We start from the raw sequence: 24,590 nt of genomic DNA, 5'->3' as shown, positions 1-24,590 counted from the left end.
TCATTAAACGGAATAAACTCTAAAATATTGTAATTATATATTGACATTCCTTACAGTATCTGCAATAATTAGATTAATGTTAACGTTAACTTAACTGCTTACTTAGTAATTTCAATGATTTGAGTAATAATAAAGATTAACGGAAACATAAAGAAAAAGTAAATAAGGAGATTAATAAAATGGTAAAGAAATTTAGAGATAAGAATCAAATCAAAACGTTTTCAAAGAGAGCAATGATGTTTGTGCTAACTGCATCAATAATAGCTGCACCAACATTTAGTGCCAGTGCTTCAAAGTATAGTAAGCATGGAACGGGTTCTGCGGTAGTAACAACTACTAATACAAGTAAAACTATTACAAAGGCTTCAGCTGGTGGAGTAGAAACAGCATCAGTATCTATATTGAGCAGCGAAGGCAATTTGGAATCAGCAGGTGTAGAATGGAGTCCGGTGCAAGGTGCTTCAGGATACGATGTTTATTATAAATCAGAAGCTGCTTCAGACTCTGAGTATAAAAGCTTAGATGATAATTTAATTAGAAGATATCCAGCATGTTTTAGGGCAGATGTAATGGGCTTAGCAGCAGGAAACTATATTGTTAAAGTAGTTCCTATTGTAAATAATTCAGAGGATATTTCAAAAGAAGCAGTTACAAAAACTATTAGCGTAAAGGCAAATAAAAGAGAAGGCTTTGCATTTTCTTCAGCATCACCAATGGGGACAGGCTCAGGTGGATATAATGATGATGGTACTGTAAAGAATGGAGCTGAAATCATTTATATTTCAGCAAGTAATGTAAATACAGTAACGGAAGATGTTGTAACAAACGCAAAAGGAACAAAAACTACATGTACAGGACTTGTAAATATTTTAGCTGCACGTCAAAAGGGTTATGATAAAACGCCGCTTATTATTCGTATGGTAGGCGAAATTAAAGCAGCTGATATTACTGGTCTTAATACCCACACATATGTACAATTAAAGGGATGCTACAATGTTACATTTGAAGGTGTAGGTAAAGATGCTACAGCATATGGATGGGGGTTCCTTATAAGGGGAGCTAGAAATGTAGAGCTTAGAAATGTAGGAATTATGTTATTTGGTGATGATGCAATATCACTTGATACTGATAATAGAAATATCTGGATTCATAATAACGACCTTTTCTATGGTGCAGTTGGACATGATGCTGACCAGGTAAAAGGCGATGGATCCTGTGATATAAAACAGGATTCAAGTTTTGTTACAGTTTCATATAATCATTTTCATGACTCTGGCAAATGCTCACTCTGTGGTATGCAGGATACTCAAAATTACTATGTTACATATCACCATAACTGGTTTGATCACTCAGATTCAAGACATCCACGTATAAGAGTTGGTTCAGTTCATGTTTATAATAACTATTTTGATGGTAATGCAAAATATGGAGTTGGCGTTACAAAGGGAGCCTCAGCATTTGTAGAAGCTAACTACTTTAGAGACTGCAAGCACCCAATGTTATCTTCACTTCAAGGTACAGATATATTTAATAACACTAAGGGAGGGTTCTCAGGAGAAGCAGGAGGCATGATTAAGGCATATAACAACAAAATAGAAGGAGCTGAAAAACTTATATATGCACAGCAGGATTCTACTCAATTTGATGCATATTTAGCTTCTTCAAGAAATGAGGCTGTCCCTAGTACTTATAAGACTTTAGTAGGAGGAACTACCTATAATAATTTTGATACAAGCTCAATAATGTATAAATATCAACCGGATTCACCAGAAGATGTACAAAGTAATGTTACTACTTATGCAGGAAGAACTGATGGCGGAGATTTGATTTATAATTTCACAGATGCAGATGATGCGTCAGCTATAAAAGATCCAGTACTAGAAAATAAAATTGACAATTATCAATCTAGCTTAGTATCAATTGGTGGAAAAGTTAATAAGTAAAATATCTTAAAAATAGATTGTTTTAGCCTGTATAAATTTTAGTATTATAGATTTATACAGGCTTATTTTACATATGTTTGTCTGAATATAGAAAAACATATATATTTAGTGCTAAAATTATTTTAATAATAAATATTGAGGTGTGTTCATATGAATGACGAAAGAAAAGATGAAATAGGAAATTTATTTTTACTAAAAAAAGAAACATCGGTAGAAGAATTAAAAAAACTAGAAATACAAGAGATAATATTTTTGATTTATTCTTCAAAATATTATAGAGATAAAAAAGCATTTATTAATGATAATTTCGATGAAAAAATTAAAATCTTTTTTAGTGTACTAAATGAGAGAATAAAAGATGCTGAAGAATTATATATTGCATATGATAAGAATACAAATTATCCTTATATAGATGATAACGATAGAGTGTGGCTATTTTCAAAAGAAGAGTATGCTGAAAGAGCTAAAGATTATTTCATGCAGCAATTAATAATGCTTGAAATGAAGAAGATAACTTCTGATGAAATAATTAAAGAATTTGCAAATCTTCATAGAACAGGAATAAAAAAGATATTAGTTGATAATGGTGAATATAATACGGAAATTGATAGAGATAATATATTGCCTCCTACTGATTGGAGCAATACACCTGATATAAATATTCCTGTGACAAATCCTAAGCTGCAGCATGGGATGATTAGGTTTTTTCAAATGTTATATTCAAAAAATAATTATAAAGGCAAGGAGCAAGTTCTTCATAGCTTAGAGGATAAAATGCTTGATGAGGTACTTAATGCTAAATATTTAGTGCCAATGAAACTTCAAGAAAAAGAACCGTCTGTACCAGATGAAGCAGAAAATAGAACTATAAAAGAAGGAGCTATCATGCGGTTTGCGAATTTAGTAGGGGATGATAACGCAAACTGGCTGCCAGCCTTTACTGATTGGACAGAATTTGAAAAGGTATATGATAAAAATTCATGGAGTGGTAATATAGCGTTCTATGATGACTTATTAGCATTATCTGAAAAAATAGAAGGTATAGTAATTAATTGTAATGGTATTCCTCTTCGCATAAATGAAAACAACAAAAAAATGATTGAAGAATACAAACAAGAATTAAATGAGCCTAAAGCAGCATCAGTAAAAAAGTCTACTGTGAAAAAGGATACTAAGGTTATGCTGGGTGAACCTAAGGATTATCCACATGAAATGATACAAGCTGTTAAGGAGTATATGAAGAAGCAGAAATCAATTAAAAAAGCATATTTAAGACTTATGATAAAAGATAATGAAAAAAGTTACTTAATGATAGTTGATTTTAATGGTGAAAAAGAAGATATATTTAACGGCATTTCCGAGATAGCGGGACCATATCTCAATGGGATGTTTCTTGATATGGTAGGTATGGATGATTGGGCTAAAGATGCTATTAAGGATGTTAATCCATTTTACAAAAGGAAGCTATTTGGAATATTATAATTTTCAGGAAGAATATATTGAACACATTATTAACTAATGAGAATTTTTTGTAACACGGATTATATTCTGTATCCAAAAATTGTGTAACGTTTGCCATGCCTAACTCATAAAATGTAATAATAGGGATTTATAGCCCTTAGCAAACAAACATAAGGAGGATTCAATGTATAGAAATAATTTTTTTAATTGCCCTTATAATAGGTTTAGGAACGGTTGCCCTTTTTTGTACAGAAATTTAAAACAAAATTATAATTTCGATGATTATTATGAGCCGGAAGACTTTGGCGATTATGAATATGAGGAAGACCCTTACTTTGAAGAAAATGATGATTGGAATGAAGAGCCACTGGATGACAACAATATATTACCTTATGCACGTCAAGGATGGAGTAATTGGGAGAGTCTTGGTGGAGTTTTAACATCAGCACCTGGGGCTTCATCATGGGCTGCTAATAGACTTGATACTTTTGCAGCAGGCAGCAATAGAGCTATGTACCATAAATGGTGGGATGGATCAAGATGGAGTGATTGGGAAAGCCTCGGGGGAACAATAACTTCAGCACCAGCTGCAGTATCCTGGGGAAGAAATAGAATAGATGCTTTTGCACGAGGCACAGATAATGCAATGTGGCATATATTCTGGAATGGATCAAGGTGGAGTAATTGGGAGAGCCTTGGTGGAACGCTAACATCATCTCCAGCAGCAGCTTCATGGGCACCTAATAGGCTTGATACATTTGTACGTGGTACAGATAACGCTCTTTGGCATAAATGGTGGAACGGTTCAAGGTGGAGCGATTGGCAGCGTATTGGTGGAAACTTAACTTCAGCACCAACAGCAGTATCCTGGGGAAGTAACAGAATAGATGTTTTTGCACGTGGACAGGGTAATAGATTAATGCATATATGGTGGAACGGAAGAAATTGGAGTAGATGGCAGAACCTCGGGGGAACAATTACTTCGGCACCGGCAGTTTCTTCTAGAGCAGCTAATAGGCTGGAGGTATTTGCTAGAGATCGTAGTAATAGATTAATGACAATGTCATGGAATGGAACTAGGTGGAGCAGGTGGAGTAATCTTGGTGGCAACATAACTTCTGATCCAGCGGCAGTATCATGGAGTAGAAACAGGACAGATGTATTTGCTAGAGGCACAGATAATGCAATGTGGCATATTTGGAGAGACTAATATAAGTTATATTTCTACGTAATAAGAAAAATATTTAATATATATAGGGTTTTTAGTTGGACGATTAACTTATATATGTACCATGATGCTTTGAATTAGTGTTTTGGAACATGTTTAAAGAAAGTCTAACTATGCTAAAACTCTATATATACTGTACATATTCAAAATAATATATAGACAATAAAAAATAATACGCAAAAAGACTTATTATTGGGCAATGAATTTAGAAAAAATTTTGTTAACATAATTTTATTATATATAAATTGAGTAAAATTTGATTTATTAATTAAAGTGTGTTATCATTATTTTGAGCTTAAATTTAATAGTAAATAATGCAGCACGATATATTTCAATTGGTACTTAGTAAAACTAGTAGTTAAATCGAAATTTTATTGGTGAGTTATTACAATGAGTTTAAGAGCAATAAAATTTTGGAGGTAATAGTAAATGACAGGTACAGTAAAATGGTTTAATGGAGAAAAAGGATACGGATTTATTACAGGAGAAGACGGAAACGATGTTTTCGCACATTATTCTCAAATCCAAGCAGATGGATTCAAAACACTTGAAGAAGGTCAAAAAGTTAATTATGATGTAGCTAAAGGACCTAAGGGTTTACAAGCAGAAAATATCACAGTTGCTTAATTAGTGAATATTTTTCCCTTTGAGTATTTATTACTCAAAGGGTTTTTGCGTTTGTTTTAAAAAATTAAAAGTTTGCAGATGAAAGCACTTACATATAAATATATGTAAGTGCTTTTTTTAACTAAAAAAGTCGTAAAAAATTGATATAATTAGATAATATATGTAAATCGTATAAAACAGTAAGAAAATGGCTTTAAATTAAATATTGTGTATTTGTTAACGTTAACTTTAGATGGTAAAATTTAATAGAAAGCTTAAGATTATACATAAAACAATGCGTTAAAAGTTTAAAGCAGGTAATTAATTTTTTAAAAATGTTAACGATAAGCTTTACAAAAAAACAATTTAATAAAAGAAAACATATGTATTTTTCAATGTAACATTAAAATATTAAACATTGAAATCTATGTTTAATAATAAAAAGGAGATTTTAGATTATGTTAAAGAAAACAAAGAAAACAATATCAAAAATTTGCTTACCTGTAATGCTTGCATCTGTATTTTCAATTTGTCAGGGGTCTATTAATAATGTATTAGCAGCAAGTACCAGGACGATAGTTAAGAGTAATTCTAGTGCAGTAAAAACTTTGAATGGAGATGTTATAACAGTTACAAATTTTGATCAGTTAAAATCAGCAGCTGCATCGGCTACAAGTGGACAAACAATTCAAATAGCATCTAACTATCTTGATTGTTCAAGTCAACTTGTTCTTGATAAGGATAATTCAGGAGTAACTATAGAAGCGGCACCAGGATATACGCCTGTACTTGATTTTACTTCATTTAGAACTGCGGCACAGAAAGCTAGTCCTAAAAAAACTGGTGATGGATATGTTGGAATTAGAATTATTGGTGGAAACTATACAATACAAGGACTTATAATTGAAAAAGCGTATGATAACGGAATTCTTATAAAGCCAAACTTTAATCCTTTAAACCCAAAAGCAACAAATGTAGGAAATCCTGATAATAATACAATTAAGGATTGTGTATTACGCTATAACGGAGATGCGGGCCTTCAGATTTCAGGAAGTAAAGGACTTGAAAAAGCTGGAACAGATGTACGTCCTGATAACACACATGTTATAGGCTGCGTATCTTATAGAAACTTTGACATATTAACAGCAGGTGGAAATGCAGATGGCTTTGCAGCAAAACTTTATCTTGGAACAGGTACAGTATTTTCTCATTGTGTCTCTGCTGAAAATTCAGATGATGCGTGGGACAGCTTTGGAGTAGGGAATAGTGATATAACTTATGAATATTGTGTAGCATATCATGCTGGTGATTCTACTGTATTTTCAGGAGCTTATGATAAAGCACATGGACTTCCAGCAGATAACGATATGACAGTCGGAAAATGCAAAGGCAATGGTAACGGATTTAAAATGGGTTCTGGGGCTTCGAAGTATGGTGCACAGACTAATGGGGTAAGGACACTTAAAAATTGTGTTGCAGTAGATAATTGCTCAAAGGGTTTTGATGAAAATAACGGTGCAGGTACAATAAATATTACCAATGGAATGGGACTTGGAAATGCTAAAGGTGATTATGTGCTTGATCTTATGAAAGCTGGAATATTTTCAAACGTACAAGCATTTTCTTTGAAAAATTTAAAAAATCCTAGCGGTGCAAATGTATCAATAATTACTGATACAGCAAAACAGGCAGCTGTTAGATCGGAAGTTGATAGTGCAATATCAAAGATGAGACAGGAACTTAGAGAAAATAAAATTCCTTCATATATGAATTTTGATTTTTGGAATTAATCAAATTGCAAAATATATAAGTGGAATTTTGGGAAAATGTCATAAAATTATTTTTATAATAATTTTATGATATTTTTTGTTTTGAGTATTAAAAGATGATGATTTTTGAATAATAGTAGTTTTTATATTATTTATAATTAAATTTAATAGTGAAGTAAATGATAAAATGATTTTGACATAAATTGACAAACAAATGCAATTAATATATAATAAACTTTCATTTGAGTGATTTTGTTTAAAATACATTTAGAGTGTAATGGTTTTAATGCCATATGCAAAATAATAAAAAATTATAGATAGGTGAGTGCAAAAATGAAAGGCAAAAAAAAGTTAACGTTAATACCGTTAGTACTAATGGTATTTACTTCGGTTTTTGGTTTTAATAATATTTCTAAAGCTTTCTATAAAATGGGATATGCAGCTATCCCTTGGTATATATTATCTGGATTAGCATTTTTTATACCATATGCATTTATAATAGCTGAATATGGTGCAGCATTTAAAGATGAAAAGGGCGGAATATACTCGTGGATGGAGAAATCAGTGGGTGCAAAATTTGCATTTGTAGGAACATTCATGTGGTATGCTTCATACGTAATTTGGATGGTAAGTGTGGCAACAGAAATATGGATACCACTTTCAAATTTAATATTTGGTAAGGATATTACAGGAAAGATTTCTATTTTAGGGCTTACAGGAACTCAAATACTTGGGATACTTGCAATTCTATTTGTCCTCATAGTAACATTTGTTGCTTCAAAGGGATTAGATAAAATAAGTAAAGTAACTTCTATTGGCGGAACGGCTGTAGCACTTTTGAATGTTGTATTGCTTGTGGGTGCAGTTTTAGTTCTAATTTTGCATGGAGGAAAACTTGCAGAGCCAATTACCTCAATAAAAACATTTATTTATTCACCAAATACTTCAAATAATTCTTTAATGAATTTACTGTCGTTTTTAGTATTTGCAGTATTTGCATATGGCGGTATAGAGGCAGTAGGAGGATTGGTTGATGAGACTGAAAAGCCAGAAACAACTTTTCCTAAAGGTATGATTGTATCTGCAATATTTATAGCTATAGGATATTCTGTAGGTATATTTTTATGTGGTACATTTTTGAATTGGAAAGTTCTGGGCGATGATAGCAGTGTTAATTTAGCTAATATAACATATATAATAATGCAAAATTTAGGGTATTCAATAGGCTCAAGTCTTGGAGTAGGACAAGCAGCTTCAATCACCTTAGGTCAAATTTTTGCAAGAATAGTTGGACTTTCAATGTTCTTATCATATTTAGGTGCATATTTTACCCTTATTTATACACCTTTAAAGCAGCTAATTGAAGGAACACCTAATAAATTATGGCCTGAAGTTATTGGAAAAGTTGATGAGGATGGTGTACCTAAAAATGCTATGTGGATACAAGGTATAATAGTATGTGCGTTTATTGCTATTATTTCTTTTGGAGGAAGTGGAGTTTCACAGTTTTTCTCATACATTGTTCTTATGACAAATGTTGCTATGACCATACCGTATATGTTTATAGCTATTGCATTTATAGGATTTAAGAAGAAAAAAGAAATTAAAAAACCATTTGAGATATTTAAGACTTATAAAAGTGGTGCTACTGCGGCTGTTATAGTAGCAATAGTAGTATTCTTTGCGAATGTATTTACCATAATAGAACCAGTATTAGGAGATAAACCAGATGTAAAATCTACTCTATGGATGATAATTGGGCCGGTGTTTTTCTCTGTAGTTGCGCTTATTATGTATGGTAGATATGAAAAGAAAATAAAATAATATTTATAACAAATATACATAATTGTAGAAGGATTAATGACTTCTACAATTTTTTTATATACTATTATAAATAATTTTTAAAATAATTATGGATTGTGTACACTACTTTTAATTATGTTTCTAAATAGTGTTAACTTTTTATTAACAATTACGATTATAATATTGAGGATTTTTATGGAATATTTATGAGAGGATGATTATTAATGGCAAGATTCAGCCACATTTGGAAAAAAATATACAGCATTGGTATGTCCACTTCATACATAGCTACGCAAGTATCTTCTTTAGCGTTTACTCCTATATATAATATAGTTAAGAAAAATAATAATAGTAATAATTATGTTATTTCTGAACAGAAAGATAAAAGTAAAACTAGAAATTTAAAAGATAATAGGAACACTAAAAATACTACAGGTGATGTTATAAACATACCACAAGATAAAGTGCAAGATAGTATAAAGAATAGTAATGAAAAAAGTCAGACTAATTCGTTACAAACCGTTAAAAATAAAAGTACTTCAAAAGCTCCTGTGCTTGCAGCAAAAAATGCAAAAGAAAAGAGTTTAAAACAGAATATTCTTTTTAATAATACTGTTGAAGTCGAGGATAAACAGCCACCTACTATAAATCAAATTTATACAGGATATAGTTGGAATGGAAAGGTATATGGATATGATATTGTTAAAAATGGTGATAGAAATATAACTCAATATAATAATAGCTTAGTAATAGAATTTAATGATAAGGATGTCATAAAAAGAAATGCAGCTGGAAGTTCTATATATGCAGGAGGTGGAATTCTAGCAAATAATCTTATAAAATTAGCAAGAGTAGATAGAAATACAGGAAAAGAAGTTCAAATAGATTTAACTCAGCAAGATATATATGGAAACACAGGAATAGAATTCATAGACGATAGTGCTCCTAATGGAGATGGAAAGGATAAGATAATAGTAAATTCAATGTCTTCATTTAACTTGGTTAACTTTATGGCAAACAGTATGTATAAGTTAAGTGTAGGCAGCATAACGGATGCATCAGGAAATGTAGTAAGTAATCCACAGACTGTAAACTTTACAACAGGACCAGCGCCTATGCTTACAGTAAATAAAAATGACTCAGGAGTAACCAATACAGGTTCATCTATAAATGAAGGACAACTAATAACAGATATAAGAACAGATGGAAGTTACAGTGGATTTGTTGTGGATGCAGGTTATAGTGATGAAGATGATATACTTAAAAACGTATCACAGAATACAGTGAAAATGTATGATTATGACAGTAATACACCGCTTCCACAAGATGATTATACTGTAAATCTGTCAAACGATAAGAAGCAAATAACTATAAAACCAACTTCAAATACTCTTCGAAAGAATAAGATATATTCAGTAGTAATAAGTGGAGTAACAGATGGAGAAGACACACCAATAATAAATAAGGATAATGCTATAAGCAATCAGTATAGATTTTATTTTAAAACTGTAGATACAGTAGCGCCAAGTGTAAATAATGTCTGTATAGCACAAAGTTATTTAGGAAGTGTACAGGATACAAAAGTTATTTATGATGGAGAAAAAAATGTACAGTGGGATTCAAACAGCTTGGTAATAGAATTCAATAATAAAGATGTTATAAAGGAAAATGCAGCAGGAAGCTCAGTATATGCAGGAGTGGGAAATTTACCAAATGATTTAATAAAATTAACGAGAATAGATAATGTTACTGGAAAAGAAGTATTAGTAGATTTAACAAAATACAATGCGTATGGAAATAAGGGAATACAATTAGTAGATGATACTAGTGCTATGGGAAATGGACATGATAAAATAATAATAAATAATAATGCTTTGAGTGATGGGGAAGATGTATGCTACTTTAATTTAAATAGTAAATATAAATTAACTATAGGAAATATAACTAATTCATCAGGTGATATTTTAAGTAATCCACAGGAGATTAATTTTACAACAGATCCAGCTACAATACTTTCACTAAACAGTGACAAATCCAATATAAAAAGTACTGCATCATCAATTGATGGTGGAAAATTGATAACTGATGTAAATGTAGATGGCAGCTATAGTGGTTTTGTTGTAAGTGGAGATTATACTTATGGTAGGGATGAAGCAGAGCTTGGAGGCTATACTTATGCTAATAAAGGTGAGCTTAGAAATGTATCACAGGATACAGTAAAGATATATGAGAAAGACAGCATCACGCCTATAGAAAGGAATTCATATGAAGTAAGTCTAACCGAAGATAAAAAGAATATATTAATAAAACCAACTGCAAATGCACTTCAAAAGAATAAAATATATTCAGTGGTAATAAATGGAGTGACAGATCAAGCAGGAAATCCAATAGTTAATACGGATAATGGTACAAACAATCAGTATAGATTTTACTTTGAAACAGAAGATACAGTAGCACCAAGCATAAGTGAAATTCATGAAGGCTGGGGCGGTAATGGACAGTTATATGGTGAAGATGGTGTTATTAAAGATGGAGATAAAAATGTAAGAATTGATGACAATAATTTGGTAATAGAGTTCAATGATAAAGATGTTATAAGGAAAAATGCAGCAGGAAGCTCTATATATGCCGGAATAGGAAATCTATCAGATGACCTTGTGAAATTAACAAGGATAGATAATAAGACAGGAAAAGAAGTAACTATTGATCTATCACAGCAGGATAGGTATGGCAATAGGGGAATAGAGCTTATAGACGATAGTGATCCTAAAGGAAATGGAAAAGATAAGATAATAGTAAATTCAATGTCTGGTTTTAATTTGGTTAACTTCATGGGAAATAGTGTGTATAAGTTAAGTGTAGGTAACTTAACAGATGCATCAGGAAATGTAGTAAGCAATCCACAGGAGGTAAACTTTACAACAGGACCGGCACCGACACTTACAATAAATAAAGACGATTCAGAAGTAACTAATACAGGATCATCTATAAATGCAGCACAATTAATAACAGACATAAGAACAGATGGAAGTTACAGTGGATTTGTTGTAGATGCAGGTTACAGCGATGAGAGTGATGGACTCAAAAATGTATCACAGGATACAGTAAAGATATATGAATATGGAAGTAATACGCCTCTTTCGCAAGATGATTATACTGTAAATCTGTCAGATGATAAGAAAAGAATAACAGTAAAACCAACTGGAGATAAACTTGAAAAGAATAAAATATATTCGGTAGTAATAAATGGAGTAACAGATAGTGTAGGAAATCCAATAAATAATACGGATAATGGTACAAACAATCAGTATAGATTTTACTTTGAAACAGCAGATACAGCAGCACCAAGTATAAGTGAAATTCATGAAGGCTGGGGCGGTAATGGACAGTTATATGGTGAAGATGGTGTTATTAAAGATGGAGATAAAAATGTAAGAATTGATGACAATAATCTGGTAATAGAGTTCAATGATAAAGATGTTATAAGGAAAAATGCAGCAGGAAGCTCTATATATGCCGGAATAGGAAATCTATCAGATGACCTTGTGAAATTAACAAGGATAGATAATAAGACAGGAAAAGAAGTAACTATTGATTTATCACAGCAGGACAGATATGGTAATAGGGGAATAGAGCTTATAGACGATAGTGATCCTAAAGGAAATGGAAAAGATAAGATAATAGTAAATTCAATGTCTGGTTTTAATTTGGTTAACTTCATGGGAAATAGTGTGTATAAGTTAAGTGTAGGTAACTTAACAGATGCATCAGGAAATGTAGTAAGCAATCCACAGGAGATAAACTTTACAACAGGACCGGCACCGACACTTACAATAAATAAGGACGATTCAGGAGTAACTAATACAGGATCATCTATAAATGCAGCACAATTAATAACAGACATAAGAACAGATGGAAGTTACAGTGGATTTGTTGTAGATGCAGGTTACAGTGATGAGGATGATATACTTAAGAACGTATCACAGGATACAGTAAAGGTATATGAATATGGAAGTAATACACCTCTTTCGCAAGATGATTATACTGTAAATCTGTCAGATGATAAGAAAAGAATAACAGTAAAACCAACTGGAGATAAACTTGAAAAGGATAAAATATATTCGGTAGTAATAAACGGAGTAACAGATAGTGTAGGAAATCCAATAACTAACACTGACAATGGCACAAACAATCAATATAGATTTTATTTTCAGACTGGAGATACAGCAGCACCAAGTATAAATAAATTTTATACTTTTGATAATTTTCAAGGAAGTTATATAAATGACCAGAATGAGCTTAATAATAATGAAAAAAATGTACATCAAAACGATAATGGCATAATTATAGAGTTTAATGATAAAGATGTTATAAAGAAAAATGCAGCAGGAAGCTCTGTATATGCAGGAATAGGAACTTTACCAAATAATCTTGTAAAATTAACAAGAATAGATAAGGATACAGGAAGAGAAGTAACTATCGATCTATTACAGCAGGATAGATATGGTGATAAAGGAGTACAATTAATAGATGATAGTGATTCAATTGGTAATGGAAAAGATAAAATAATAGTGCATTCAATGTCTGGCTTTAATTTGGTTAACTTCATGCCAAATAGTGTGTATAAGCTAAGTGTAGGAAATATAACGGATGCATCAGGAAATGTAGTAAGTAATCCACAGGAGGTAAACTTTACAACAGGACCGGCACCGACACTTACAATAAATAAGGATGATTCAGGTATAACCAATACAGGTTCATCCATAGATGCTAGAGCGTTAATAACAGACATAAGAACAGATGGAAGTTACAGTGGATTTGTTGTGGATGCGGGCAATAGCGATGAAGAAGATATACTTAAAAACGTATCACAGGACACAGTAAAGGTATATGAATATGGAAGTAATACACCTCTTTCGCAAGATGATTATACTGTAAATCTTTCAAGTGATAAGAAGAAAGTAACAGTAAAACCAGCTGCAAATAAACTTGAAAAGAATAAAATATATTCGGTAGTAATAAATGGAGTAACAGATAGTGTGGGAAATCCAATAAATAATACGGATAATGGTACAAACAATCAGTATAGATTTTACTTTGAAACAGCAGATACAGTAGCACCAAGTATAAGTGAAATTCATGAAGGCTGGGGTGGTAATGGACATCTATATGGTGAAGATGGTGTTATTAAAGATGGAGATAAAAATGTAAGAATTGATGACAATAATTTGGTAATAGAGTTCAATGATAAAGATGTTATAAAGAAAAATGCAGCAGGAAGCTCTATATATGCAGGAATAGGAACTTTACCAAATGATCTTGTAAAACTAACAAGGATAGATAATAAGACGGGAAAAGAAGTAACTATTGATTTATCACAGCAGGACAGATATGGTAATAGGGGAATAGAGCTTATAGACGATAGTGATCCTAAAGGAAATGGAAAAGATAAGATAATAGTAAATTCAATGTCTGGTTTTAATTTGGTTAACTTCATGGGAAATAGTGTGTATAAGTTAAGTGTAGGTAACTTAACAGATGCATCAGGAAATGTAGTAAGCAATCCACAGGAGATAAACTTTACAACAGGACCGGCACCGACACTTACAATAAATAAGGACGATTCAGGAGTAACTAATACAGGATCATCTATAAATGCAGCACAATTAATAACAGACATAAGAACAGATGGAAGTTACAGTGGATTTGTTGTAGATGCAGGTTACAGTGATGAGGATGATATACTTAAGAACGTATCACAGGATACAGTAAAGGTATATGAATATGGAAGTAATACGCCTCTTTCACAAGATGATTATACTGTAAATCTTTCAAGTGATAAGAAGAAAGTAACAGTAAAACCAGCTGCAAATAAACTTGAAAAGGATAAAATATATTCGGTAGTAATAAACGGAGTAACAGATAGTGCAGGAAATCCAATAACTAACACTGACAATGGCACAAACAATCAATATAGATTTTATTTTCAGACTGGAGATACAGCAGCACCAAGTATAAATAAATTTTATACTTTTGATAATTTTCAAGGAAGTTATATAAATGACCAGAATGAGCTTAATAATAATGAAAAAAATGTACATCAAAACGATAATGGCATAATTATAGAGTTTAATGATAAAGATGTTATAAAGAAAAATGCAGCAGGAAGCTCTGTATATGCAGGAATAGGAACTTTACCAAATAATCTTGTAAAATTAACAAGAATAGATAAGGATACAGGAAGAGAAGTAACTATCGATCTATTACAGCAGGATAGATATGGCAATAAAGGAGTACAATTAATAGATGATAGTGATTCAATTGGTAATGGAAAAGATAAAATAATAGTGCATTCAATGTCTGGCTTTAATTTGGTTAACTTCATGCCAAATAGTGTGTATAAGCTAAGTGTAGGAAATATAACGGATGCGTCAGGAAATGTAGTAAGTAATCCACAGGAGGTAAACTTTACAACAGGACCGGCACCGACACTTACAATAAATAAGGACGATTCAGGAGTAACTAATTCAGGATCATCCATAAATGCAGGACAATTAATAACAGATATAAGAACAGATGGAAGTTACAGTGGATTTGTTGTGGATGCAGGTTACAGTGATAAGAGTGATGGACTCAAAAATGTATCACAGGACACAGTAAAGATATATGAATATGGCAGTAATACACCGCTTCCTCAAAGTGCATATTCTGTAAGTGAGTCTTGGAATGAAAATAAGATAATAATAAAACCAACTGCAAACAGCTTTCAAAAAGGTATGATATATTCAGTTGTAGTAAACGGCGTAACAGATGAGGAAGGTAATCCAATACAAAATCAAGATAATGGTGTAAACAGTCAATATAGATTCTATTTTCAAACAGAGGATACATTGGCACCAAGTATAAGTAAATTTTATACTGCAAGTGATTATTATAGAAATTTATATTCACTTACGCAAGTAAAAGATGGAGATAAGAATGTATCTTATAATGACAACAGTATAGTTATAGAGTTTAACGATAAAGATGTTATAAAGAAAAATGCAGCAGGAAGTTCTGTATATGCAGGAATAGGAAATTTGGCAAATGATCTTGTGAAATTAACTCGAATAGATAAGGATACAGGAAGAGAAGTAACTATAGATTTATCACAGCAGGATAGATATGGTAATAAGGGAATAGAATTTATAGATGATAGTGATCCTAATGGAAATGGAAAGGATAAGATAATAGTAAATTCAATGTCTGGCTTTAATTTGGCTAACTTTATGTCAAATAGTGTATATAAGTTAAGTGTAGGAAATGTAACAGATGCATCAGGAAATATAGTAAGTAATCCACAGACTGTAAATTTTACAACAGGACCGGCACCAAAGCTCACAATAAATAAAAGTGATTCAGGTGTAAACAATACAGGTTCATCTATAGATGCTGGAGCATTAATAACGGACATAAAAACAGATGGAAGTTATGGTGGCTTCATTGTAGATGCTGGATATAGTGATGAAGAAGATGGACTTAGTAATGTGTCTCAGGATACAGTGAAAATATATGAATATGGAAGCAGTACGCCAATATCTGAAAGTGCATATTCTGTAAGTGAGCCTTGGAACAAAAAGAATATAATAATAAAACCAAATGCAAATGTACTTCAGAAAGGTAAAATATATACAGTAGTGATAAAGGGCGTAACAGATGTTGAAGGTAATCCAATATTGAATGTTGATCAAAATATAAATAATCAATATAGATTTTACTTCAAGACTGAACAATAGGATTTGACTAGGGAAAGAATTGATCTTTATATGGTCAATTCTTTCTCCATATTGTAAACTAAATATAAGAGGTGTTAAAATGGAGTTTCATAGCAATAACGTAGCTTTATTAAAGAAAAAGCACAAAATAGATATAAAATTAGGGCAAGATGATGGTGAAAGAATTAAAATTGAAAATGGCAATGTTGGAGTTTTAGAGAAGGGTGGAAAATTGCTATATTTTGACTATGAAGACAAAAGAATAGATGAATTTGCAGGTAAAATAAAAGACAATAATAAGGTATACATATTAATAGGCTTTGGAATGGGGAACTGTGTAAGAAAAATTTTAGATTCTATAGGGGGCAGTAAGCTTATAGTATTAGAAAACAATACTTCAATATTAGACTGTGCATTAAGTGCAAGCGATATGTGTGATGTACTAAATAATGATAATATAAACATTGAACTTTGTGATGCAAACAGCGTAGATGATGTTTTTGAAAGTAATATAAAGAGTTTGTTTTTTTCAAATGCTGTGGATGTAATAATTTGTCCCGGATACAGGGAAATTGACGAGCAATTTGTAAACTGCTGTATTGAGGGAGTAAAAAAAGCGTTTAATAATGCTATTGTAAACAAAAACACACTTGATATTATATCAGAAAACATACTTAAAGCTACTTTTAGTAATATACCATATATGATTAAAGCAAATGATATTAGGAATATAAAAAATGTGTTTAAGGGTAAGACTGCTGTTGTGGTTTCTTCTGGACCTTCATTAAGTAAAAATTTGCATTATTTAAAGGAATATAATGATAAGATAGTGGTTATCACAGGAGCTAGAAATTTAGATTATATGAGGTCTGAAGGAATAATACCACATTTTGTTTGTATAATAGATAGTCTAGATATAGTATATGAATTTACTAAAAATTCTTTTGATAAAGGTTTATTTTTTATAAGTACTGAACATGCTAATCCTAAAACTGTAAGGAAATTAGATGGAAGTAATATGTTTTGTACTGTACTGTTAAATGAATTTATGAACAAGATAACTGAAAATAGATATGAAAAGTTTTTGAGTGTATCATCAGTTGCTCATCTATGTACAATGATTGCTGTCTATACAGGGTGTAAAAATGTGTTGTTTATTGGACAGGATCTTGCATTTACAGATAATAAGGTGCATGATGATTTTTCGGGTTCTAAATATGAATATAATAATGTTGATAACAGAAATGATATGTTTTATGTAGAAGGCAATTATGGTAAAAAGGTTTTAAGCAATTTGTCATTTCAAAATTTTAAGGAATGGCTGGAAAAATATATAGCACTTAATAACCAAGTTAATTTTATAAATTGTACTGAAGGTGGAGCTAAAATAAAGGGTATTAAAGTGGCACCATTAGAAGAAACCCTAAAGAAACTTTGTAAAGAAGATATACGAGCTTTTGAAATTTTGAAAAAGTCGTATACGCCGCAAGAAGAAATTGACAAATATAAAGTAGTACATGAACTTATGAAAATTGAAGAAGAAATTGTATTTACTAGGTCTCAATATGAAAGAGGAATTGAACTGTGCAAAAAAATATATGAATTTAATAAGGGAAATATGAAAATAGATATAAGAAAAGCAGTAAGTGAATTTTCAGAAATTGACAAAGTGTCTGAAGGAAAAACTCATATAAATTCTCTTATAAATATACTTGCACTTTCTCCACTTAAAAAGATTGTTAATGATAGGGAATTAGTTGAAAATTCAAGTGATAGCCCAAGACAAAGAGGTATTAAATATGCCCTTAGAAACAAGGAGGTTTGCAGTTTGTATGTGGAGTCTATGAATAGGATAATTGAACTCATTAAGGGATGTATTGAGGAGATAAAAGGGAAGTAGAAAATAATAAGAAAGCTATATTAGCATTTAGTGCAGATATAGCTTTTTAAATTGCGTTGAAAACCACTGGCTATACCAGTGGATAAAATGGCTTTAGCTCTGAACAGAAAAAAACCTATGATAGAATGAAAACGACTGACAATCTCAAAACAAATAAGTATAAAAGAATATATTGACCCGTTTACGAGTGAGCCAACGAAAGGGAGCAAATAAGATAGCTAACAGATAGAGTGGTGGCTGTAGAAGTTTTTTTGCGAATTAATTTAAAATAGAGACAAATTTCTTAGAATATTAATTTAATTCTTTACATATATGTTTAATGTTACTGTAATAATTTTTATATCACGTTTGTTAGAAAAAATAAATATATTGGCAATTATAAAAATTTCTGAAACAATAAATCAAAAAAATATATTCATATAGTGTATTGAAATTTAATAAATATAAATATAAATATAAATGTAGAAAAAATTAAGTAGTACTTACAATAAATTATATATACAACTGATTATTGTAAAATATGCCATATTAATATATAATAGAGTATGTAGTATACTTTTAAGTAAGTATATGTAAATAAAAAATTAGGGATGTAACAAAAATTGATTGGGGTGAATGAATATGGAGTTAAGTGATGATGAATATTTTCAATCAATAAAAAATGTGTTTGACATATTGCCACTTCTTTTTACTTCTGATCCAGTAGTATTATTAACGGATAAGGAAAGATTTTTGCTGGTTAAGCAACCAAAAACTTTTAAGGTTAATGTAGTAAATGGGCAAGAACTTCCTGACAATGGGGCAGCATCAAAAGCTATAAATACTAGAACTACTATAGTAAAAAAGTTTCCTAAAGAAACGTTTGGATTTCCTGTAATTAGTACAGTTATACCTATCATTAATAAAAGTACAGGGAATGCTTTAGGTACATTAGTTTATTCAGTCTCACAGGAAAGAGAGTGCAATATTGTTGAAATGGCAAATAATTTAAAAGGATTTGCAGAGCAGTTAACAGCCTCTGCCCAAGAAATGGCAGGTTCAGCAGAAGAGTTATCCGCAAATAGCCATAGTATAAGTGAATTAGCAAATAAATCGTCACAAGGAATAAAAAAGATGGATGATATTTTGGAATATATAACACAAATTTCAAATACAACCAATATGTTGGGGTTAAATGCCGCTATAGAAGCTGCACGTGCAGGTGATCAAGGCAAAGGATTTAATGTTGTTGCACAGGAAATACGTAAGCTTGCGACGCAAAGTAAGACTTCGGTTGTTGATATTGGTAGTAGTTTGAGAACAATTAAAGATGATATAAATTCTATGTTGAAATTTATAAGTACATTTACAAATGCAAGCGAAAATCAAGCGGCTCAAGCAGAAGAATTATCATCAACTAGTGAAAACGTTAATGAATCAGCTGAAAGATTGCTGAAACTTACAGAAAAGTTATAGTAGTTTTTGCAATAAGTATTTTTTAATGATTAGGTTACATACAAAATAATACTTTATTTTTATTAAAATTTAAAATTGAAAAATAAGAGGAAGTGTTGCAGGGATAAGCTTTTTGTTGTTGTGAGCACTTCCTTTTTACTAGGAATAAAGCTAATTTGAAGTGTATGATTGGTTTTATTTCTAGTAAAGAAGGAATTAAGTAATTGTAAAAATGTATTGATTTATTAATTTTTATATAGCTAGGACTTTTTTAGATATGAACATGTACAGTTTAATTTAGCTAGAATAAAGTGTTAAATTAATATCTATATAATATGCATTTGCAAGTAAATCCAGATCCTACCGTCCAAAATAAAACATAATCACCTTTTTTTAATTCATCTTCCTCAACGGTTTTTGCAAATGCTAAAAGTGGACTTGTTGTACCAGTATAACCAAATTCATCTCCAATGTATGCAAATTTTTTAATATCTTCACCTAACTGATTGCACATTTTCACAATACTTTTTTGAGAAAATTGTGACAAAAAATATTTTTTTATATCATTTGTAGTAAGATTGTTTCTAGAAAGTAGTTCATTTATTGATATTATAGCACTATTAAACGCACCTTTTAAGCTGGCAGGTAACCATTGTATTAACTTGTCTTCTTCTTTAATGTTTTTATTATTAATAAGGGAAGAAGTTCCTTTAGGAGGTAGTACAACTTTATCATGCATACATGTATTTGTATATGAATCGGAATCTATAAATCCACTATCTGTATTAGATGTATTTTCTAAAATAATTGCACAACTGCAGTCACCTAAGTTTGCATAAGGTATAGGATCATTGAATTTTGCGTATTTACTTATTTGTTCTGAACCAATTATAAGTGCATATTTTAAAAGAGAATTATCTCTCATGCAGTGACTTACTTGATCTAAGGCTACAAGCATGCCTGCACAATCGGCGTTTAAATCATAAACAGAACATTTTTGACCGGCACCAATAAATTCATGAATTTTGGCTGCTGTGGTTGGACAAAAATATTCTGTAGTTATTGACGAAAAAACTATTAAATTTAATTCTTTTGGATTGATATTAACTTTTTTAAGCAGAATTTGAGATGCTTTAACACCCATGGTTAATACGTTCTCATTAGGATCATTTGAAAGGTAACGTGATCTTCTACCAAAGCTTTTTAATAAATGCCTAATATCTACACCTTGTGCATCAAAGTGTTTTATGAAGTACTCATTATCTACCACGTTGTCAGGATGATAATAAGCAATATCTTTAATAACAGCATTATGATTTTTCATTTATTACACCTCTATCACTATTCAATTAGAAAATACCATTAATTATAAAAAATTACCTAATTGTATATATATTGTAACATACTTTTACATATAGTTCAATAAAATATCAACTAATTTTTGAACTATATGTAAAATAATGTTGTAAAATAGGAGATGCAATTGACTATATATAGCATTTGTATTTATTTTTAATTTAGATATTACTTATTCTATAATCATACATATTAAAGGTTTTATAAAATATTTTCTACATTAATAAGACTTTTAATATATTGTAAGAATTAACTTTATTATTGGTTATGTTATGTATGATTTGATTTTAACCAGATACAAAACCAGCGATTTCTTTCGCCACTTCTTTGCCATGTACTACTAATAAAAAGTGCCTTCCATTTTCAAAAATTGTTAATGTGGAATTCTTAATTTTAGCATTATCACGTTCAGCATATTTTAAAAGCACTGATATTTCATCTCTTGCTATAATAATTTTTACAGGTATATCAATATCTTTAATTTTATTAGATATATCTAAATTTTCACATATTGCTAAATCATTTATTGATACTTTTGGATCTGATTTTGATATATGCATATATTTGTAAACTAGCGGATTAGGCTGATTACTCATACATTTATTAAAGAAATCTATATCTATTTTGCCGCTTTTATGAAGTTCTTTCATTGCCTTAATGTCTTTTAATTTATCAAATTTAGATGCACCGCTTATAATTATAGCTTGTTTTATATTAGGCAATTTTTTTAATGCTATGCTAAGAACTATTGAACCACCAAGACTATATCCTATTAGGGTGATTTTATTTTGATTTCTAGTTGAGTTACTATTTTTTATAAAATCTATAACATTATCTGCATATCCTTCCAGAGTAGAGGAGCATTCACCTTTACTTTCACCGTGACCATTAAGATCTATAAGGATACAATTGTAATTAGTTAAGTGTTTATAAACTTCTCCAAAAATCTTATAGGTATTACCACTTCCGTGTACAAAGAGTAGAGTATCAGCGCTTTTTTTATTACCTATTTGCACATAATGTAACATATAAAATATCTCCTTTATTAAAATTTGTATGATTTAGTTTCTAGCATAGTGCTGTAATTGATTAATCTGATATAAAAGCAGCAATTTCCTTTGCCACTCCTTTACCATTTATAATAGGCAAAACATGCATTCCACTTTCAAAAATTGTTAGTATAGAATTTTTGATTCTAGAATTATCCCGTTCAGCGCATTCTAGTAGTACAAGCTTTTCATCTCTTGATATAAGAATTTTAACTGGTATATCAATATTTTTTATTTTGTCAGATATATCAAATTTTGAGCATGCTACCAAATTGTTCATCAATAGTTCTGGATTTGATTCTCCAAGATGTGCGTATTTAATAGCTAATGGATTAGATTGATTTCCAATATATTTGCGTAAGCATTCACGGTCTAATTCATGTTTTTCATAAATTTTTTTTATAAATTCAGTATCTTTTAATTTATTAAATTTAGATGTGCCACTTATGACTACACCTCTTTTTACATTATGTAATTTTTTTAATGCTATTCCAAGAACAGTTGCACCGCCCATACTATAACCTATTATAGTGATGTCATTTTGATTTTTGGTTACATCACTATTTTTTATAAAATCTGTTACATTATCAATATATCCTTCAATGGTAGGAGAGCAAGGCCCTTTACTATCACCGTGACCATTAAGATCGATTAGTATGCAGTTATAATCTTCAAGATATTTTTGAACTTCACCATAGACTCTATGATTTGAAGCGGCTCCATGTATAAATAGTAATGTTTTTGAACTTTTATTATTCCCAGCTTGTACATAATTTAACATAAAAAAGTCTCCTTTATTGAAATTTATTTAATGCAGTTTTTTGCAAATAATATATAAAATTTAAAACTACAAGATGACTGTATTGATATAAGTGCTATTTATAAATCTCATATAAAAGCGGATATTTCCTTTGCAACTTCTTTACCTTTGACAACTAATAAAAAGTGTCGTCCGCTTTCAAAAATTGGAAGTATAGAATTTTTAATTTTACAATTATCTCGTTCAGCATATTCAAGGAATACAAGTATTTCATCTTTTGCTACAATAATTTTAACGGGTGTATCAATATTTTTAATTTCATTAGAAAAATCAAAATTTTCGCAAATGGTTAAATCGTTTATTATTATTTTTGAATCTGATTCGAGTGCTTTCACATATTTAGAGGTTAACGGATTGTCTTGATTGCCAAGGCAGTTATATAAAAGGTTTATGTCTAGTTTACCAGTTTGATGGATTTCAGTATCCTTTGCTTTATCAAATTTTGAAGAATCACTTAAAACTACAACTTTTTTTATTTCCTATTTGAAAATAATTTAACATTTTAAACATCTACATATTAATAGCTGTTTAATGAAGTTGATGGTGGGGCTGCTATATTAAATTTAAATAATGTGACAGCCCCTTGTATATTCCAGTTTAATCGGATATAAAACTATTTATTTCTTTTGCTACTTCTTTACCTTTTGAAACAAGTAAGAAATGCCTTCCGTTTTCAAAAACTGTTAATATGGAATCTTTAATTTGAGTATTAACAAAATCAGCATATTCCTTAAGGACAAGTATTTCGTCTCTTGCTACAAAAATTTTAACAGGTATATCAATATTTTTTATTTGATTAGATATATCAAATTTTTCACAGGCAGTTAAATCATTTATTGTTACATTAGGATCCTGCTCTAATGTGTCAACGTATTTTAAAATTAAAGGAGTTGGTTTGTTAGCTGTAAAGCATTGAATAGTAAGATTCATATCTAATTCATTAGTTTTATGATATTTTTTCATAAGTTCGCTATCTTTTAATTTAGTAAATTTGGCTCCTCCGCTTAAAACTACAACTTTTTTTACATTAGGTAATTTTTTTAATGCTACTCCAAGAACTATGCCCCCGCCCATGCTGTAGCCTATTATAGTAATATCTTGTTCGTTTTTAATTACTTCGCTGCTTTTTATAAAAGCTGTTACGTTATCGATATAACCCTCTACAGTAGGAGAACATTTACCTTCACTTTTTCCATGTCCATTAAGGTCTATCAGTATGCAATTGTAATCAGTTAAGTATTTATATACTTCACCAAAAATTTTATAATTGCAGCCGCTTCCATGAATGAACAGTAAAGTTTTTGGACTTTTTTTATTTCCCATTTGAATATAATTTAACATTTAAAACACCTCCCTAATATATTCCATCAAGTACAAATATTGAAAGCATTTATTTATAATTATAATATAATTAACTATATTAGACAATATAGTTAATTATTTAAGTTAAAAGTATTATTGTTATAC

The 24,590-nt window shown here is 30.5% G+C and carries 14 protein-coding genes; 9 read left to right on the top strand and 5 right to left on the bottom strand.

What is annotated here, in order from left to right:
- Positions 1 to 179 precede the first annotated feature (179 nt).
- From BEE63_RS05650 to BEE63_RS22305, 9 genes are all read left to right on the top strand, one after another.
- Entirely contained in the window at positions 180 to 1,943 is a 1,764-nt protein-coding gene (locus BEE63_RS05650) for a pectate lyase family protein (protein WP_081312477.1), read from the top strand.
- Between the two features lie 150 nt (positions 1,944 to 2,093).
- A complete protein-coding gene (locus tag BEE63_RS05645) occupies positions 2,094 to 3,425 on the top strand; it encodes an enhanced serine sensitivity protein SseB (RefSeq protein ID WP_066020450.1) in 1,332 nt (443 codons plus the stop codon).
- 163 nt (positions 3,426 to 3,588) lie between these two features.
- Positions 3,589 to 4,614, top strand: coding sequence for a DUF346 domain-containing protein (locus tag BEE63_RS05640; RefSeq protein ID WP_066020449.1), 1,026 nt, complete (start codon positions 3,589 to 3,591; stop codon positions 4,612 to 4,614).
- A 447-nt stretch (positions 4,615 to 5,061) separates the two neighbouring features.
- Positions 5,062 to 5,259 carry a cold-shock protein gene (locus BEE63_RS05635; RefSeq protein ID WP_066020448.1) on the top strand — a complete coding sequence of 66 codons (198 nt, stop codon included), beginning with the start codon at positions 5,062 to 5,064 and terminating at the stop codon, positions 5,257 to 5,259.
- Between the two features lie 437 nt (positions 5,260 to 5,696).
- Positions 5,697 to 7,028, top strand: a complete 1,332-nt coding sequence (locus tag BEE63_RS05630) for a pectate lyase (RefSeq protein ID WP_066020447.1) — start codon at positions 5,697 to 5,699, stop codon at positions 7,026 to 7,028.
- A gap of 300 nt (positions 7,029 to 7,328) precedes the next feature.
- Complete coding sequence (yjeM, locus tag BEE63_RS05625) at positions 7,329 to 8,831, top strand: glutamate/gamma-aminobutyrate family transporter YjeM (protein WP_431732476.1); 1,503 nt, start codon at positions 7,329 to 7,331, stop codon at positions 8,829 to 8,831.
- Positions 8,832 to 9,034: 203 nt separating this feature from the next.
- Complete coding sequence (locus BEE63_RS05620; RefSeq protein ID WP_066020445.1) at positions 9,035 to 16,585, top strand: hypothetical protein; 7,551 nt, start codon at positions 9,035 to 9,037, stop codon at positions 16,583 to 16,585.
- A gap of 79 nt (positions 16,586 to 16,664) precedes the next feature.
- On the top strand, positions 16,665 to 18,464 hold the full coding sequence (locus BEE63_RS05615) for a motility associated factor glycosyltransferase family protein (protein WP_066020444.1): 1,800 nt from the start codon (positions 16,665 to 16,667) through the stop codon (positions 18,462 to 18,464).
- 621 nt (positions 18,465 to 19,085) lie between these two features.
- A complete protein-coding gene (locus BEE63_RS22305) occupies positions 19,086 to 19,919 on the top strand; it encodes a methyl-accepting chemotaxis protein (RefSeq protein WP_066020443.1) in 834 nt (277 codons plus the stop codon).
- Between the two features lie 298 nt (positions 19,920 to 20,217).
- Here the strand turns inward: BEE63_RS22305 and BEE63_RS05605 are convergent, their stop codons facing one another.
- The 5 genes from BEE63_RS05605 to BEE63_RS05585 all read right to left on the bottom strand — a co-directional run bounded on the left by BEE63_RS05605 (position 20,218) and on the right by BEE63_RS05585 (position 24,464).
- Entirely contained in the window at positions 20,218 to 21,222 is a 1,005-nt protein-coding gene (locus BEE63_RS05605; RefSeq protein ID WP_066020442.1) for a ketoacyl-ACP synthase III, read from the bottom strand.
- Between the two features lie 319 nt (positions 21,223 to 21,541).
- Complete coding sequence (locus BEE63_RS05600) at positions 21,542 to 22,282, bottom strand: alpha/beta fold hydrolase (RefSeq protein WP_066020441.1); 741 nt, start codon at positions 22,280 to 22,282, stop codon at positions 21,542 to 21,544.
- Positions 22,283 to 22,343: 61 nt separating this feature from the next.
- Entirely contained in the window at positions 22,344 to 23,084 is a 741-nt protein-coding gene (locus tag BEE63_RS05595; RefSeq protein ID WP_066020440.1) for an alpha/beta fold hydrolase, read from the bottom strand.
- Positions 23,085 to 23,191: 107 nt separating this feature from the next.
- Positions 23,192 to 23,458 (bottom strand): alpha/beta fold hydrolase, encoded by a 267-nt coding sequence (locus BEE63_RS05590; RefSeq protein WP_066020439.1) that lies wholly within the window; start codon positions 23,456 to 23,458, stop codon positions 23,192 to 23,194.
- A gap of 262 nt (positions 23,459 to 23,720) precedes the next feature.
- The gene (locus BEE63_RS05585; RefSeq protein ID WP_066020438.1) at positions 23,721 to 24,464 is read right to left on the bottom strand and encodes an alpha/beta fold hydrolase; all 744 of its coding nucleotides are present in this window, start codon (positions 24,462 to 24,464) and stop codon (positions 23,721 to 23,723) included.
- Between the last annotated feature and the right edge of the window lie 126 nt (positions 24,465 to 24,590).

This window comes from Clostridium pasteurianum (assembly GCF_001705235.1).
Taxonomy (GTDB): Bacteria; Bacillota; Clostridia; order Clostridiales; family Clostridiaceae; genus Clostridium_S; species Clostridium_S pasteurianum_A.
Note: the sequence above shows the minus strand (reverse complement) of the source record. Positions and strands in the feature narration are given on the sequence as shown.